The sequence below is a fragment of the Psychrobacter sp. 2Y5 genome, from assembly GCF_051847375.1.
Lineage (GTDB): Bacteria > Pseudomonadota > Gammaproteobacteria > Pseudomonadales > Moraxellaceae > Psychrobacter.
In genome coordinates this window covers 359,347-375,540 of sequence record NZ_JBPYDA010000002.1, presented here as the reverse complement: position 1 = coordinate 375,540, position 16,194 = coordinate 359,347, and the positions used below count along the sequence as shown (strand labels likewise).

Genomic DNA, 16,194 nt, shown 5'->3' with positions numbered 1-16,194 from the left:
CGGCATGGATTTTTCACTAACCGATGATCAAACGGCTTTCGAGCACAGCGCTCGTCAGTTTGCATTAAAAGAGCTAAAACCCAACGCCGCTGAATGGGATCGCAGCTCGCACTTTCCTATTGAGGTGATAAAAAAATCAGGCGAGCTTGGCTTTTTAGGACTCTATACTAATCCCAACTTTGAGGGTCTAGGGCTGCCGCGATTAGATTCGGCCATGGTTTTTGAAGCGCTAGCTTGGGGCGACACCGCTGTGGCTTCTTATATGAGCATTCATAATATGGTGTCATGGATGATCGGTGAGTATGGCCATGAGGCGCTTTGTCAAAAATATCTGCCGAAGATGGTCAATGGCGACTGGTTAGGCAGCTATTGTTTGACGGAGCCTAATGCGGGCTCTGACGCCGCATCGCTGCGTACTAAAGCGGACAAACAAGGCGATTATTATATCCTTAATGGCGAAAAAACCTTTATCTCAGGAGCGGGGTCTACCGATGTGTTGGTCGTCATGGCGCGCACAGGTGCTACAGGTGCTAAGGGCGTTTCTGCCTTTGTAGTCGACGCGCAAAGCGACGGCATTGAGTATGGCAAAAACGAGCATAAAATGGGCTGGAAAGCGCAGCCTACCCGTACCATTAGCTTTAAGGATGTCAAAGTTCCTGCATCCAACCTATTAGGTGCTGAAGGTCAAGGCTTTAGCATTGCCATGAAAGGCCTCAACGGCGGCCGTATTAATATTGGCATCTGTGCGGTAGGGACAGCGCAGGCCGCGCTTGAAACAGCAACTGGGTATGTCAAAGATCGCAATCAGTTTGGCAAGCCGATAGCAGGGTTTCAATCAGTTCAATTTAAGCTTGCCGATATGCTCACGCAAACCATTACTGCAAGACAGATGATCTATCTGGCTGCCAGCAAAGTCGATAATGACGACCCGCAGGCGGCAACTTATTGCGCCATGGCAAAACGCTTAGCTACCGATTTGAGTTTTGAAGTCGCTAATGAGGCGCTACAGCTGCATGGCGGCTATGGTTATCTCAATGAGTATCCGCTTGAGCGTCATGTACGAGATCTGCGCGTGCATCAGATACTAGAAGGTACTAATGAGATTATGCGCGTCATCGTATCCCGGCAGATGTTGCAAGATGACGCTCTTAGCTCTTTGCGTTAGCAGCCGTTTTTCCAGCCAGTTTTTAAATTCTATAAAGTTTCGTAGGTAGTTTTATGAGCACAAATGATAATGTTAGTAGCCCAACAATTCCCTTTTTAAAACAAGAAGCGGCAGTACTTTTCGAGATTGAAGAGACGCATTGCGGTCATCAGCTTGGTATTATGACTTTAAATAGCCCAAAGTCGCTCAATGCTCTAAGCGTTGAGATGTGTCAACTGTTATCACAGCAGCTCGAAGCTTGGCAAACGGACAGCCAAATAGTCGCCATTATTGTTCAGGGCGCTGGCGATAAAGCTTTCTGTGCCGGAGGAGATATCCGTAAGCTTTATGACAGTATGTCAGAGTCCGCACCATTACCGAACCCTTATGCAACAGAGTTTTTTGGTCATGAGTATCGCCTGTATCGGCAAATGCACTTTTATCCTAAGCCACTGATTTTATGGGGTGATGGTATTATCATGGGCGGCGGTATGGGGCTTATGGCGGCTTGTAGCCATCGTATCGTCACGGAGCGTACCCGCTTTGCGATGCCTGAGATTACCATAGGTCTGTTTCCTGATGCTTCAGGGAGCTGGTTCTTGCAGCGTATGCCCGCCAAAACAGGTCTGTTTTTGGGTCTGACCGGCGCTATGTGTAATGCTGGAGACGCTATTATTGGTAACCTTGCTGAGTACCATGTTGAAAGTAGCGACTATGACGCTATCATTGAGCGCTTAAAAGCTGCTAATTGGCGAGCGGAGATAGAGCAGGGATCTAGTAGGCTGCCGAGTATTACCAGCCGCGCTTTAGCGGCTCAGCCATCGACTGACCTGCCTGAGAGTCATTTGGCCAAATATTGGCAAACCATCAATAAGCTTATGAATAGTGGCGGACTGGCTGAAATTGATCATCTGCTACAAAACGATGACGCTCTAGCTAAGATTGATGCTGACTTTGCTGCCGATAAATGGACACAAAAAGCGCTAGCAACTTATCGTCAGGGTTGTCCAGTAACTGCCGCTTTGACTTACGAGCTTTATTATAAAGTCAGCGCCTTATCACTAGAGCAAGTGCTCTATTTAGAAGCCAATGTCGCCGTACACTGCGCGGCCAATCCTGACTTTAGAGAAGGGGTGCGAGCACTGCTCATTGACAAAGATAAAAATCCGCAGTGGTCACGCACATTAGCTGACTGCCTAAGCGCCGAGGGGCAGGCGTATATCGAGTCACATTTTGAGAATCCTTATGCGCCTTATCAGCATCCTTTGCAAGATTGGCTTACCGCCGATGCTTTAGGCTCGCAGCACGTCCGCTAGCGTGGCACTATATTTATCTTATAGTGGATTGACTATAAGTCATTACTAAATAATTACATCAAGGAATGATGGAATGAACAACACAGATAGCGCAAGCGACTCCGTTAAAGATATAAAGCCTAGTATCGCCTTTATTGGTCTCGGTAATATGGGCGCGCCTATGGCAGAGAATCTACTCAAAGCAGGCTACGCTCTAAGCGTTTATGATCTATCATCGGCTGCGACTGAGCGTCTACAGCAAGCAGGTGCTAGCGTGGCTGACAGCCCAAAGCAAGCGGCTGCCAATGCGCAAGTGGTGATTAGTATGCTCCCCGCTGGCGAACATGTGCTATCGGTGTATTTAGGAAGTAGCCAAAATGATGCAGAGGGAGCAAACGGTGAACAAGGACTGTTATCCCATCTTTCTAAAGACACGTTAGTCATCGACAGTAGTACTATTGCCGCTGCAGACGCGCGGCAAGTAGCAGAGGCGGCAAGCACGCTTGGCATAGACTTTTTGGATGCGCCAGTCTCAGGTGGCACCGGTGGGGCGACAGCAGGTAGCTTAACTTTTATCGTAGGAGGTGAGGCTGACGCTTTCGCTAAAGCAGAGCCTATCCTTGCCGCAATGGGTAAGAACATCTTTCATGCAGGCGCTAATGGCGCCGGACAAGTCGCCAAAATCTGTAATAATATGCTGCTTGGTATCTTAATGACAGGCACGGCAGAGGCGATAAATCTCGGCGTCAAGAATGGCTTAGACGCCAAAGTACTATCGGATATTATGCTGCAAAGCTCAGGGCGTAATTGGACACTAGAGGTCTACAACCCTTATCCGCAAGTGATGGACAATGTCCCCTCTAGCAATCGCTATCAAGGCGGCTTTATGAGTAAGCTTATGCAAAAAGATCTGAATCTTGCGCTGCAAACTGCAAAAGAGACTCAGGTCGACACGCCAATGGCACAACGAGCAGCGCAGCTTTATAGCGCTCATACTAGCGAGCATGGTGATAAGGATTTTTCGAGCATTATGGCTATCCATGACAAATCAGTACTGCCTTAATAGCTTGTAAAGGGAACCAAAAACATCTGTCTTAGTAAAGTTATAGATTTAGAGCCAAATCCGCTGGTTATTTCATTTCAAACTCATAACACAGTGTTTGGATATCCTGCGCGGCGACTCTAAGTCTCGGTACATGAGTCTGTAACTTCTCTAAAGAGACGCGGATAGTAGGCGCATTCACGAAGAGGGATGCAAGATAGCGTGATTCTTTATCAAGGATAGGCACGGCTACTGATAAGGTCTCAGAGATGAACTCTTCATTATCTATGCCCACGCCTGACTCAGCGATAGCGTCTAATTCAGCATTTAAAGCATCAGCATCGGTAAAGGTATTTTCAGTAAATCTATTGAGTGAGAGCTGGCGCAGCATCTTAGTGCGGGTTTGCGCGGGCAGAAGACTGAGATATAGCTTACCCGTTGCGGTACACCACATCGGCGATTGAGAGCCGGCTGGTAAGTAGATCTGGATAGGCAGATCAGTCTGTACGCGATTGGTATATAGCATGCTCATCTCATGCGGCACGGCGATACCGCAGCTTTCCTTTATATCATCAACCAATCCTTGCAGTATCAATTGTCGCTCATGAAAGAATTGCTTTTGTTGCCACAGCTCTATACTCAAATTACGTACTCGCTTTCCTGGTATTATTCCGCCTCCTATATCCACTCCTACAAATCCTTCTTCTACCAAAGTCTGTATCAACCGATGGATAGTTGGTTTTGGAATGTCTAGATCCTTTGACAGCTCAAGGGGTGAGAGTGGCCTTTGGGCATAAGACACTGCTTCTATAATCTCTAATACACGAGTAATAGACGATACTTTAGGCATAATATTGGCTCGATAGTTAAGGGTTGATCATTCATGCGTTTGCTAATCAGGAAACTCGCTAACATATCCATTCTAGAGAAGTAGGGCTTACTATTTTCATCATTCAGGCAGGATATCAGCAATAAGCTGTACTACTCTTTTTGTATGTAAGGTTCGCTAAGATACATCATTTCACATAACACAACAAACAGTAGTAATTAGTTATATAAGCTACACTGTTTAAAATCTCATAATAAGCCAAAATAGCATTCAGTTACTTAGATATGTGCTTAATAGTTTTAAGCTTGTCGATGGCTTATTTATTGGTTATTTGTGGTTGTCGAATGTTGCACTAATTTATAGTATTACTTACTTTAAAGTGCTACTTAATACAGCTAATGTTAAATGTTAAAGGTCAACGGCATTAGCCATTATTTATTAAAGCTATTGATACACTAATAATTCTCTTGAACACATCTTGTAACACTAATGCGCTTTATGACAGAGTGTAACGGTAATAATTACAATACCTACGTAATCTTTACATAATGGCAAACAAAAAGCGCTTCTTAGGGGATGACTTTTAGAGTCAAAATTGTTTTAATCTGCTCAACAAAATGATGGTTTGTAAAAATGCTAAGTCGTCATTCACTGTGGGCAAGCTATTTCATATTTTTAGGAGATTAATGATGAAACTTATTAAACTTACAGCGGTATCTGCCGCTATTTTAGCCTCAACTGCTGCTATGGCTGCTGACCCAATTGTTGTCGTAGATGACAATGATGCAGTGGTATATGAAGCAGCAACTCCTGCTTATCAGTATAACCAAGATGCGGGTATCATTCGTAACACGACAGGCGCTCTAGTCGGTACTACCAAAACTTTATTTAACACTGCTATCAATCCAGCAGCGGTTAGTGCTGAAGTCGGTACTTTAGGTTATGGTGCTAACGTTGCATGGGGTATCAACGATAAAGTTGAGCTACAAGCTGGTTGGGCAGGTGGTGATCCAGCTGATTTATTCGGTGGTGATTTTGACGCTAACGATGTTGAGTATGATGTCGATGCTGACTTTAGTAACCCTTACTTAGGTGTTCAGGTGCGTCCAGCAGCGAACTGGTTCACTATGGGCGCTGGTGTTATCGTACCGGACAACAGTCTTGATGTAAAAGCCAACCCTGAAGGTGGTTACTATAAAATTGACGGCGTAAGATATGATGCTAATGATGTCGGTTCGTTAGAAGGTAGCATCGACCATCGTAACAAGCTAGCGCCTTACGCGACTATCGGCTTCCGTCCAAACATCACTAATAACTTTGGTGTATTCGGTGAGATTGGTGCAGCATATTTAGGTTCAACGAATGCGGATGTCCGTACGGTTGGCGGTGTTAATGGTTTCATTAGAGATGAAGATGGCAACTTAACAGGCGAAAACTCAGCTAGTGTTGCTAACAAAGCCCAACAAGAATTAGAAGATGAAGACTACTTAGAGTGGTTACCAATCGTTAAACTAGGTGCAACTTACCGCTTCTAGTTCGATAGTTGAGCTATTTTAATAGTATAAAAAAGCGGCCTTTGGGTCGCTTTTTTTTGTGTTTTGAATTCCCTAAATGCTATATGAATATTGAATAGTCGAATAGTAAAGCGAATGCTGTCTTATATCAGAATACCACTATAATCTGATGGTTTGAAATATAAGCTATTTTGTGCACAGCGTCTCGGTGCAGCTCAATAAACATCTCGTTAGTAGAGGAGGTATTATTCTGAATATTATTATCTGCGCTATTATGTTCAATAAGTGTTTGGATCAGTGGGACATAAGCGCTACCTAAACCTACTGTTAGCTCCGTTTGATTGATTTTTATTAAGCTTTCTTTGACTTGCCAAAGTAACCTAACCAAATAATCACGTTTAGCGACAGGAAGTTGCTCTAGCAGAGCAATTTCATCAGGATGATAGAAGCGTTTGGCGACTTGCCAAGCTACGCTATTGACCTCAATATCTATGCCGATAGCGCTATCATAGCTCAGAGCGACGGCTACTCTATCTGCCGAATGACTAAAACACACATAATGGCGATGATTTTTGAGTCGATAGGGAAATGCTGACTCGTCTAACGTATCAATTATACCGAGCTCAACTAACAACTTATTTAAAAGTAAGCGCACGCCAGTACGTTGGCTTTGGCGCTTAACTTTTTTGTTTGCTAGGGTTTGTTGTGCAGAATCTAGTGAAGAGGAGTCATTGGCAAGTGGGTTATGAGAGTGTTGGACTAAATAAAATGTCTGTAAAGACAGCGCTTTATTCTCGAGGCTGCTAGCGGATAAAGCTAAAGGAGTGAGGGCAGTCGAATAATTTATCCATAATTGAGCGACAGTAGCTCCTAAGCGACCAATAGCACAATAGTGGGTCGCAGTGAGCTGGGTATAGTGGATATTATTAAGTAAGATCATAAGGTGAAGTAACAATATCAATAATCATAAGAGTACTAGTATGGCAGGTGTCAACGGGTAAGCGCAAAGCTCGTTAGCTAAGCTTTTTTAAACTATAAAAAAACCCAGTAATACTTATATTACTGGGCCAAACTCAAAACAGAGAACGAATCACAAATACGCTAGCAAGGGCTATTAATACGACAGCTCAGCACGGCGGTTTAATGCGTAAGCCTCTTCAGTGTTGCCAGCTGCCGCAGGGCGTTCTTCACCGTAGCTAATCACACGGATATTATTAGCGGCGACCCCTTGTGCTGCTAAGTAGTTACGCGCAGCTTGTGCACGGCGCTCACCCAAAGCGATGTTATACTCACGGCTACCGCGCTCATCAGTATGACCAGCGATTAGCACTTGCGTACCTGGATTTGCATTTAGTAAGCTGACATGTTGATTGAGTACGCTAGCAGACTGTGCGGTGATTTCGCTACTATCAAACGCAAAATATACCACAGCTTGCATGTTCTCTGCAGCATTGACTACGCCTACTTGGTTATCAACGATAACTGCGCCTGTATAAGCCCCTTGACCACCAGGGATGCCTAAGGGTGCCACTACCACTTCAGAAGTGGCGCGCTTGGTAGCACAACCTGTGGTCAAGGCCACAGCACTAGATAAGACTACCAAAGCACTAATCTTGGCAAAACGGTTATTAAAAATAGAATGTTGTGACATTTGAAGCTCCTAAATATAATTAATTTGTTGTTTTAAATATTTTACAAGAAACTTAAGCAATTGACGTTTATCATAAAATCAATGTTACGTTGTGTAAGTAGCATTACTGTAAATAATATCAAGGTTCGGTAAATATTACAGTATGTGTCTGATAATTTATTTTCAAAAAATATATATTCTAACTTTTATCAAGTTTGGTTGTAATAAGCCGCAATTTTATTTAAGCAATTGCTACCTGTGATTACCAACGATGCTTATCCCAATTTTCAGGATTAGCCCAGTATTTATTATTTAACCAATTCGGCAAGCGTTTGTAATCATAAAGGTTAAATTGCCAAAGGGATAGGGAGGGTTGTGCGACCAGTGAATCACTAGACGCATCAGAAGCCGATGTTTTTATAGCCGTATCTAAGGGTTGGTCATTTAAAATATTAAATGGTGTAAAACCGTAGGCTCGTAGATCTGAGCTGTTATCAATAGCGAGTAGTAGATGGGCGGCATATAAGTCTCGGTAGCGCATTATGATAGGGGTAAATTGCGGTAGCTGCTCTTTTGAGAGAGTAGGTAGCCAAAAGCAGGCAAGCTCATAACGCTGCGGGTTATATTGGTTATTAAGCTCAGCTAAAGTACTTATTTTAATATCAGTGTCTCTACTATCTGCAACCCTATTCGCCTCACTTGGCTCCTTATCAGTATCACTATCAGTGTTAACTGGAGTCTTTTGCTTATTTTGTAGCTGTCGGCTTAGACTTTCTGCTTCCTGGCTGTTTTCTACTACCCATAGCATCTTAATCGGCTGATTGCTTTTGTTTTTCACCTCAGTATTGGTATCAGTATCAGCAGTCGCTTGATACAGTGATGGCAGAAGGGCTTGAGTATAAGAGATTAGTAAAGGCAGGGTGAGGGGAGAAGGGTTAACAGCAGCAAGATTGGGAGTAGTGTTCATAAAGGGCGCCAAAGTGATGAAACTGTGAGGTTGCTCTTGAAATTTACGTATTCAAGCCAATGTAGCGTTAAAGCGTAGCAGAATCAAACTTAATTTAAAGAGTGTGCTAAAAGCTAAAGCAAGCGGTACAAAAATAGCTTATCACTAGTCTTTGTTTTCTTTATAAAAATAGTAGGATGATCAATGTCAACGACCCAAACCGATGCCAACATTATCAATGCAGACATGCCTGATGTCCCTGCGCACATTCCCAGTAAAATCCACCTAAAAGACTATAAGCCACCCAGCTTCGATGTTGAAACGGTCGATTTAGATATTCAGCTGTTTGATGATAATGCCATCGTCGATAGCACTTTGGTGATGCAGCGGCAAAGCGATGGCGACTTAGTCCTCTATGGCGAGGATCTTGAGCTGATAGCTATTAAACTCAACGGTCAAACACTTGCTGATGAGCGCTACCAGCAAGCTGACGGCAAGCTTATCATTACCGATGCTCCAGCTAAGCTGACTTTGCAGCTGCAAGTGCGTATTTATCCGCACACTAATACCGCGCTTGAAGGTCTGTATATAGCGGGTAGTGGTAGCGATACCATGTTTGTGACTCAGTGTGAGCCTGAGGGCTTTCGCAAGATTACTTTTTATCCTGATCGCCCTGATGTGCTAGCAGTATTCACCACGCGCATTGAGGCGAATAAGCGCTTTCCAACTTTACTTGCCAACGGTAATTTAATCGAAGCTGGTGAAGTCGCCGAAGATAGCAATCGTCATTATGCGATTTGGCACGACCCAACCAATAAGCCCAGCTATCTATTCGCCAGCGTCATTGCTGATTTAGAAGTGTTAAGTGATAGCTATACTACTAGTGAGGGACGCGAGGTCTTGCTTGAGCTCTACGCTAAAAGCGATGACATTGAGAAATGTCATGTGGGTATGCAAGCCCTAAAAGACTCGATGCGCTGGGATGAGGTCAATTACGGCCGTGCTTATGATTTGGACCGCTATATGATAGTGGCGGTCAGTCAGTTCAATATGGGCGCGATGGAGAACAAAGGCCTCAATATCTTTAACACTGCTTGTGTGCTCTCAAGCCCTGAGACGACTACGGACGCGCGTAGCTTCAGTGTCAAAGCGATCATCGCTCACGAGTATTTTCATAACTGGACCGGTAACCGTATTACCTGCCGCGATTGGTTTCAGCTGTGTTTAAAAGAGGGGCTTACGGTCTACCGCGATCAGTCCTTTTCAGCCGATCAGCAGTCAAGCGCCGTGCAGCGTATTGATGACGTCGCCACCTTACGCGCGCATCAGTTTAGTGAGGATGCAGGGCCACTTGCGCATCCGGTACGCCCTGAGAGCTTTGTGGAGATTAATAACTTTTATACCACGACGGTGTATGAAAAAGGCGCTGAAATCGTACGGATGCTTGCTAATACTTTGGGCGCAGAGAACTTTCGCACAGGTACTGATGAATACTTCCGCCGTTACGATGGGCAAGCGGTAACGGTTGAAGACTTTTTATCAGCGCTAAGTGTTACTGATAGTAGGATTGAGGACTTTATCGACTGGTATCGCCAGCCCGGTACGCCCGTAGTATCTGGTCATCAAGACTATGATAGTGACACCCAGACTTTGACGATTCATCTACAGCAACAGACGCGCCATGTACCAGGATTTGCGGCGCCAAAGCCACTACCGATACCAGTAGCGACTGCGTTATTTGACAAAGATTCAGGCGCTATCATCAGCGAGCGTATGCTGATGCTTGATCAGGCAGAGCAGACTTTTAGCTTTGATAATGTTGCACAAGAGCCAGTGGTTTCCTTGCTGCGTGATTTCAGTGCGCCGGTGCAGCTCAACTACGACTATCAAGATGAAGATTTAGCGTTTTTACTTGAGCATGAGACCAACGGCTTTAATCAATGGCAAGTGACGCAAATGCTAGTCAATCGTATCTTGCTCAATATTCAAGGTAATAAAAAAAGCAGCCCTGATATCTATTTGCAGGCTTTAGCGAAGACTTTACCTAAGCTGGCAGCGAGTGATGCCATGCTAGCGGCGCGTCTGCTCGATATTCCATCGGCGCAGGAGCTGGCTTCAGCCATACACCAAGACTACGATCCTAAAGTGGTCAAACAGCAGCGTGATGGTTTATATAGTCAAGTGGCGCAGGCGCTCAAAGATCAGTGGACGGCCTTGTATGAGCAGCTACCAATGCAGCCTTACTCAGATACGCCAGAAGCGCTTGCTCAGCGTGCCCTACGTAATGTAGTGTTAGATATGGCATTAACCGCTAACGTAACTGGCGCAGGGGAGTGGGCACAGCAGCAATATGATAATGCCAGCTGTATGACAGAACGCTTCGGTGCACTAAAAGCGATGGTCAATCATCAAGCTGCAAATGCGAATGAATATTTAGCAGACTTTTATCAGCGTTTTAAAGACAATGATTTGGTCATTGATTTATGGTTTAGCGTGCAAGCCTCGAGCACTCATGTCACCGCACAAGATATTAAAGCTTTATTGGTGCATGATGATTTTGACTGGAACACGCCTAACCGGATACGCTCGGTGATTAGCGCCTTTACCTCGCAGCCGACAGTATTTTGGACCGCTGAGGGCTTGTCTATCTTTACAGGGGTTATCAAGTCGTTAGATAGCACCAACCCGGTGTTGGCGTCTCGCTTGTTACAAGTGCTAGCGCGCTGGTATACGCTAGTAGAGCCAACTCGGCAACTGGCAGAAGATGAGCTTGTGGCTTTGCAGCAGCAAGTATCTTCGAAGAATGTATTAGAGACATTAGATAGTGTGCTCAGTGCGGCAGATGTTTCTGCTTGATGGCAAGCCTAGCAGAAAATAAAAAGCTCATCTAATAAGATGAGCTTTTTTTGGGTTGAGTGTCAGTAATATTAGTAACTATCGGTTAGGTAGTATGTCTTTTACCGCATCACGAAGCTCATGAAGAGCGGTCACAGTACTATCCCAGTCTAAGCAGCCATCAGTGATAGACTTGCCGTACTCAAGCTGACTGAGATCAGCGGTGAGCTTTTGATTGCCACCTTTTAGATGACTCTCAATCATCATACCGATGATAGACTTGTTGCCATTTTGAATTTGCTCAGCGACGTTATTAATGACCATCGGCTGCAAATACGGATCTTTACCTGAATTAGCATGGCTTGAGTCAATCATAATCTTCGTGCTAGTTTTGCCTTTCTCAAGCTGGCTTTCAGCTTCTGCCACTGCAGTTTCATCATAGTTCGGCTTACCATTGCCGCCGCGTAATACGACATGGGCATAAGGGTTGCCTTTAGATTTAATAATAGACACTTTACCATCAGCAGATAGGCCTAAAAAGCTATGACCTGCTTTGACCGCTTGCATAGCGTTGACAGCGACTGTCATACCGCCATCGGTGCCGTTTTTGAAGCCGACAGGGCAGGATAAGCCTGAGCTCATCTCGCGATGCGTCTGACTTTCAGTAGTACGCGCGCCAATCGCTGACCAGCTGATGAGATCTTGCATGTACTGCGGCGTATTCGGATCGAGCGCTTCGGTAGCACAAGGCAAGCCTTTCTCATTGAGATCGATCAACAGCTTACGAGCGCTCCGCAGACCCTTTTCGATATCGAAACTGTCATTCATATCAGGATCGTTGATCATGCCTTTCCAGCCCACAGTGGTACGCGGCTTTTCAAAATAGACTCTCATCACTACAAATATACTATCTTCGACCTCTTTGGCCAATATAGCTAAGCGATCGGCGTATTCGTGAGCGGCTTTTATATCGTGAATAGAGCAAGGACCAATAACCACAAACAAGCGCTTGTCTTTACCATCCAAGATGTCTTGAATCGTATGACGGCCTTTTAGTACGGTTCTATAGGCGGCATCGGTAAGGGGTAGCTCAGTTTTTAGCTCAGCGGGGGTGACTAAAGGGATGAATTGTTCAATATTCACGTCATCAATATCTGCGTTGTGGGTAGCTGTTGTTGTCATGGGTATCTATCATCTAGCTGATTTGTAGGAATATTCATTATGAGGTCAAAAGTGTTCGTTGACAAGGGTAGCCTTGCAGTTAATTGACTGATAACTGGAATGTGAAAACCAAAATTTTGTTATACTTGTTTTTTTATGATTATGTTTCTCTTTATTTTTATCAACATTAAAGGTTTGTCATGACTCATTTTGCTAAGCCTACTGAAGCTTCTGAACAGATTGTTCCCTTAGATGATCAGGCATTATCATCAGTGCCATCATTAGCGCCATTGATCATAGGGATAGTTGCTGGCGAGGTGTCGGGGGATAGCTTAGGGGCAGACTTTATGCAGCAGATGAATAACTTGCGTGGTGATATCGTCTGGGTCGGGGTTGGCGGACCAAAAATGCAAGCGCAGGGGTTACAAAGTCTGTTTCCCTTATCGCGGCTAGCTGTAATGGGTTTGGTCGAAGTTGTCGCACAATTATCTGACTTATTTAAAGCGCGTCGTGAGCTTTTGACCGCCTTTGTTGATGCTAAGATTGATTGGTTTATTGGTATCGATGCACCTGACTTTAATCTACGTGTTGCTAAGAAGCTCAAGCCGAAAGGGGTATTTTGTGTACAATACGTCAGTCCCTCTATTTGGGCGTGGCGCGAGTCGCGTATCCATGGTATCAAGGAGGCGACTCACTTGGTGCTTTGCTTATTTCCATTCGAGTTGCCCGTCTATGAGCGCTACAACCATCCGGCGATATGCGTGGGCCATCCGCTACTCAGAACGCTCGATGCTGCGCTGATAGAGACGCCGACCAATCAGCTGCGTAGTGAGCTGGTTTGGCAAAATGACGGGCTACAGCAGTTCTTTATCGAGCGCTTCGATGCAGTCAGTCAGCTAATTTGTGTGATGCCAGGGTCGCGTCGCGGTGAGATTACCGCTATTTTGCCGTTGATGCTCGATGGGATGCAAAAACTGTTATTAGTCGATCCTAAGCTGTGTTTTATTATTCCGACTGTCGATCAAAACCATCAATATATCGTACAAGAGGTGATAGATAAACGCTCTGAACCACTGCGCGCCGCTATCGCCGTTGTCTATGATGAAAGTCAGCCGACTTTCAGTCAGCAAGCGATGGCTGCCTCTGATATTGTGTTATTAGCTTCAGGTACCGCTACTTTTGAGGCGATGCTCCTAGAGCGTCCTATGGTGGTCATTTATCAGCTTAATCAGCTGACTTATCAGATTGCTAAGCGCTTGGTCAAAGTTCCTTATGTGGCGCTACCTAATATCTTAGCCGGAGAGATGATAGTCACTGAGCTCATTCAAGAGCAAGCGACAGGCGAGAATATTTGCCGTACGCTGACTAAGCTTTTACAGCCGCGGGCTTATGACGAACAGCTACACAATTTACTAGCGACCAAGCGGGATTTGCAGCAGCAAAGCAACCACGATCCTGCCAATAGTGTAGTCGAGCAGTGGTTTGCACAAACGAGAGCGCATACCGCTCGCAATGAAATAGTCTAATAGCGCCTTAAGTCCTAGTAATATAAATTAATTTCAGTGATATAAAATGAGTATTGATTTTCAAGTTCTGCCTATCGACACTGGTATTGAGCACATCAATATTAAAGGTCAATATACGTCTTTAGCCGCCCCTATAAAGTTAACCGGACAGCTGCATCTGCTACAACTCGCGGCTGAATATCCAGCGCTAGCGGCGCAAAGTGAAATCTTGCCAACGCTACAAATTGGCATTGATGAGGCGGGGCGTGGGCCTTTATTAGGGAGTGTCCATGTTGCGGCGGCTATTCTACCGAATATCTGGTCAGATCTTATCGAAAACCAACCGCTAAGAGACACGCCTTTATCTATCCTGACCGACTCCAAAAAGCTCAGTGAAAAAAAGCGCGATACGCTTTATCCTTTAGTGCAGCAGTACGCGCTTGGCTATATCATTGCTGATATTCCAGCGGCAGTCATAGATCAGCTGAATGTTTTACAAGCAACGATGCTCGGTATGCGCTTATGTACCGAAGGTCTGCTAGAAGCAGTGGCTACCAATGTTGCTAATGTCCAAACAAGGCAAGTTGAGGTGTTATTCGATGGCAATCGCTACTCTGAATTGGATTATGCTAGGTTAGCTGAATTTGGACTATCCTCATCTGTTATTGATTGCCAAGCTTGGGTCAAAGGGGACGCACGGCACACCAGTATAGCGGCGGCTAGTGTCTTAGCCAAAGTCAGCCGTGATCAGACGATGTATGCCTTAGATAGTAAGCATCCTGAGTATGGTATTGCCAAGCATAAAGGCTATCCGACCAAAGCGCACCTGCAAGCTATCGAGACACATGGCGTGCTAGCTGAGCACCGCCGCAGTTTTGGACCTATTTGCAAAGCACTGGTAAATAGTGCGCTTAGCTGTGCTACTAAATAGCCTAAGTAGAATTGTTATAACTCAATACGTTTTAAATAATAGTCGATAAAACAATAGTTTGTGATTGAAACTAGCTTAGTTTGCATTTATAGTTTGTTAGAAGGGCTTCATTATGATGCTCAAACTCTTTATAGGATAGCTGATGTCGCAAATATCGTTAACTAGAAATCTAGGCGTTATTATTTTTTTCAGTGTGTTTTTGAGCGCTTGCGGCGGCGGAGGTAGCGGTTCAGAGGCTAGCTCTAATCCGCCAGCTAACCCAGCACCACCAATTCCACCTACAACAGACAATAAAGATCAGATTATTCCTCCACCCGTCACTGCTACTCCACCAGTAGATAATAATTCTCAAGCAGTTCTGATCGCAAACAATGAGTTCAGTATTGCTCGTACCAGCTGTGGCCTTGGCGGACTACAAATGGATCAACAACTAGCTAATATTGCAAGTCAGCATAGTCGTTATATCAAGCATGTGTTTGCTAATAGTACCCCAACGGTTTTTAACCCTCATTACGAAAATAAGATCAGTGATATCGCTGAGGTCACTGCCCAAAACAATCCTTTTTTTGGCGGGGTTAGTTTTTCCGATCGACTGGCTAATGCTCAATACGCGAATCTAAAATACGGCGCGACTGAAAATATCGCTCAGACTATTTATTACAGCTCTGTAGGAGCACTTATCAGTGCTGATGATGCTGCCAGCTCAATGGCGAAATCTTTACTAGCGGCGCCTTATCATCTGCGTTCACTGATGCGAGCAAGCTCAAGCGTAGTAGGAACTGAGGTGGTCGGCTACAAGCCTTTTAATAGAGATAACAAAAACAACCAAGGTTATGTATTAGTCACTCATGCTGCCGCGACCGCGGCGAGTGCAAATGATACGGCGCAAGGGATTTTTACCTATCCTTGTCAAGAGGTTCAGGGTACGGTCACTGGGCTTTATAACGAAAGCCCAAATCCGGTACAGGGCACCGGTCGCGATTTACGCGTCGATCCTATTGGGCAACCTATTTATATTCATGTACCTGCCGCACAAAGCATCAAAGTCAGCAATATAGAATTTTATGATGTCAAGCGTCAAATCACTGTGCCTGTTAGCTTGCTAGATTATGATAATGATCCGCACAGAGCGACTGCTAACAGACTGCCTGATAATGAAGCTTTTATTTTACCGTTGACAGACAATCTGCAAAGCTGTGAAGCTGGTAGAAAAAAAGGCGGCAACTGTGGTCTGTATGGTAACAGCGAATACCGCGTCAGCTTCGATGTGCTAGTCGATAATAAAGGTTTTCAAAGCAAATCATTTAGCTTTACAACGGGCGCTGTCAATTATTAGGCGCTGTCTAAATAAGCAATGTTTAA

At 44.8% G+C, this 16,194-nt stretch carries 13 protein-coding genes; 8 read left to right on the top strand and 5 right to left on the bottom strand.

Going from position 1 to position 16,194, the window contains the following annotated elements; genetic code table 11:
* Nucleotides 1–4: 4 nt before the first annotated feature.
* From ACS8E3_RS03445 to mmsB, 3 genes are all read left to right on the top strand, one after another.
* Nucleotides 5–1,165: an acyl-CoA dehydrogenase family protein gene (locus tag ACS8E3_RS03445; RefSeq protein WP_439241242.1), complete on the top strand. Its 1,161-nt coding sequence runs from the start codon at nucleotides 5–7 to the stop codon at nucleotides 1,163–1,165.
* Between the two features lie 53 nt (nucleotides 1,166–1,218).
* A complete protein-coding gene (locus ACS8E3_RS03440) occupies nucleotides 1,219–2,460 on the top strand; it encodes an enoyl-CoA hydratase/isomerase family protein (RefSeq protein ID WP_439241240.1) in 1,242 nt (413 codons plus the stop codon).
* Between the two features lie 73 nt (nucleotides 2,461–2,533).
* On the top strand, nucleotides 2,534–3,502 hold the full coding sequence (mmsB, locus tag ACS8E3_RS03435; RefSeq protein WP_439241238.1) for a 3-hydroxyisobutyrate dehydrogenase: 969 nt from the start codon (nucleotides 2,534–2,536) through the stop codon (nucleotides 3,500–3,502).
* A gap of 67 nt (nucleotides 3,503–3,569) precedes the next feature.
* Here mmsB and ACS8E3_RS03430 read toward each other — a convergent pair whose 3' ends face one another.
* A complete protein-coding gene (locus ACS8E3_RS03430) occupies nucleotides 3,570–4,331 on the bottom strand; it encodes an IclR family transcriptional regulator (protein WP_439241236.1) in 762 nt (253 codons plus the stop codon).
* A gap of 668 nt (nucleotides 4,332–4,999) precedes the next feature.
* Here ACS8E3_RS03430 and ACS8E3_RS03425 point away from each other — a divergent pair.
* On the top strand, nucleotides 5,000–5,845 hold the full coding sequence (locus ACS8E3_RS03425) for a hypothetical protein (RefSeq protein WP_439241234.1): 846 nt from the start codon (nucleotides 5,000–5,002) through the stop codon (nucleotides 5,843–5,845).
* A 127-nt stretch (nucleotides 5,846–5,972) separates the two neighbouring features.
* Here ACS8E3_RS03425 and ACS8E3_RS03420 read toward each other — a convergent pair whose 3' ends face one another.
* The 3 genes from ACS8E3_RS03420 to ACS8E3_RS03410 form a co-directional block, all read right to left on the bottom strand.
* On the bottom strand, nucleotides 5,973–6,764 hold the full coding sequence (locus ACS8E3_RS03420) for a 4'-phosphopantetheinyl transferase family protein (protein WP_439241232.1): 792 nt from the start codon (nucleotides 6,762–6,764) through the stop codon (nucleotides 5,973–5,975).
* A gap of 174 nt (nucleotides 6,765–6,938) precedes the next feature.
* Nucleotides 6,939–7,475 carry a peptidoglycan-associated lipoprotein Pal gene (pal, locus tag ACS8E3_RS03415; RefSeq protein WP_439241230.1) on the bottom strand — a complete coding sequence of 179 codons (537 nt, stop codon included), beginning with the start codon at nucleotides 7,473–7,475 and terminating at the stop codon, nucleotides 6,939–6,941.
* Between the two features lie 241 nt (nucleotides 7,476–7,716).
* Nucleotides 7,717–8,421 carry a DUF6231 family protein gene (locus ACS8E3_RS03410; RefSeq protein ID WP_439241228.1) on the bottom strand — a complete coding sequence of 235 codons (705 nt, stop codon included), beginning with the start codon at nucleotides 8,419–8,421 and terminating at the stop codon, nucleotides 7,717–7,719.
* A gap of 183 nt (nucleotides 8,422–8,604) precedes the next feature.
* On the opposite strand from ACS8E3_RS03410, the gene pepN reads away from it, so the two are divergent.
* Nucleotides 8,605–11,256 (top strand): aminopeptidase N, encoded by a 2,652-nt coding sequence (pepN, locus tag ACS8E3_RS03405; protein ID WP_439241226.1) that lies wholly within the window; start codon nucleotides 8,605–8,607, stop codon nucleotides 11,254–11,256.
* Nucleotides 11,257–11,334: 78 nt separating this feature from the next.
* Here pepN and ACS8E3_RS03400 read toward each other — a convergent pair whose 3' ends face one another.
* Complete coding sequence (locus ACS8E3_RS03400) at nucleotides 11,335–12,417, bottom strand: 3-deoxy-7-phosphoheptulonate synthase (RefSeq protein WP_439241224.1); 1,083 nt, start codon at nucleotides 12,415–12,417, stop codon at nucleotides 11,335–11,337.
* Nucleotides 12,418–12,668: 251 nt separating this feature from the next.
* On the opposite strand from ACS8E3_RS03400, the gene lpxB reads away from it, so the two are divergent.
* The 3 genes from lpxB to ACS8E3_RS03385 all read left to right on the top strand — a co-directional run bounded on the left by lpxB (nucleotide 12,669) and on the right by ACS8E3_RS03385 (nucleotide 16,168).
* Nucleotides 12,669–13,922, top strand: coding sequence for a lipid-A-disaccharide synthase (lpxB, locus tag ACS8E3_RS03395; protein ID WP_439241353.1), 1,254 nt, complete (start codon nucleotides 12,669–12,671; stop codon nucleotides 13,920–13,922).
* A gap of 46 nt (nucleotides 13,923–13,968) precedes the next feature.
* The gene (locus ACS8E3_RS03390) at nucleotides 13,969–14,832 is read left to right on the top strand and encodes a ribonuclease HII (protein WP_439241222.1); all 864 of its coding nucleotides are present in this window, start codon (nucleotides 13,969–13,971) and stop codon (nucleotides 14,830–14,832) included.
* 142 nt (nucleotides 14,833–14,974) lie between these two features.
* Complete coding sequence (locus ACS8E3_RS03385; protein WP_439241220.1) at nucleotides 14,975–16,168, top strand: CAP domain-containing protein; 1,194 nt, start codon at nucleotides 14,975–14,977, stop codon at nucleotides 16,166–16,168.
* Nucleotides 16,169–16,194 lie beyond the last annotated feature (26 nt).

Coding starts and splice junctions, on each gene's coding strand:
- ACS8E3_RS03445 (WP_439241242.1), top strand. CDS start 5: ATGGATTTTTCACTAACCGATGATCAAACGGCTTTCGAGCACAGCGCT.
- ACS8E3_RS03440 (WP_439241240.1), top strand. CDS start 1,219: ATGAGCACAAATGATAATGTTAGTAGCCCAACAATTCCCTTTTTAAAA.
- mmsB (WP_439241238.1), top strand. CDS start 2,534: ATGAACAACACAGATAGCGCAAGCGACTCCGTTAAAGATATAAAGCCT.
- ACS8E3_RS03430 (WP_439241236.1), bottom strand. CDS start 4,331: ATGCCTAAAGTATCGTCTATTACTCGTGTATTAGAGATTATAGAAGCA.
- ACS8E3_RS03425 (WP_439241234.1), top strand. CDS start 5,000: ATGAAACTTATTAAACTTACAGCGGTATCTGCCGCTATTTTAGCCTCA.
- ACS8E3_RS03420 (WP_439241232.1), bottom strand. CDS start 6,764: ATGATCTTACTTAATAATATCCACTATACCCAGCTCACTGCGACCCAC.
- pal (WP_439241230.1), bottom strand. CDS start 7,475: ATGTCACAACATTCTATTTTTAATAACCGTTTTGCCAAGATTAGTGCT.
- ACS8E3_RS03410 (WP_439241228.1), bottom strand. CDS start 8,421: ATGAACACTACTCCCAATCTTGCTGCTGTTAACCCTTCTCCCCTCACC.
- pepN (WP_439241226.1), top strand. CDS start 8,605: ATGTCAACGACCCAAACCGATGCCAACATTATCAATGCAGACATGCCT.
- ACS8E3_RS03400 (WP_439241224.1), bottom strand. CDS start 12,417: ATGACAACAACAGCTACCCACAACGCAGATATTGATGACGTGAATATT.
- ACS8E3_RS03390 (WP_439241222.1), top strand. CDS start 13,969: ATGAGTATTGATTTTCAAGTTCTGCCTATCGACACTGGTATTGAGCAC.
- ACS8E3_RS03385 (WP_439241220.1), top strand. CDS start 14,975: ATGTCGCAAATATCGTTAACTAGAAATCTAGGCGTTATTATTTTTTTC.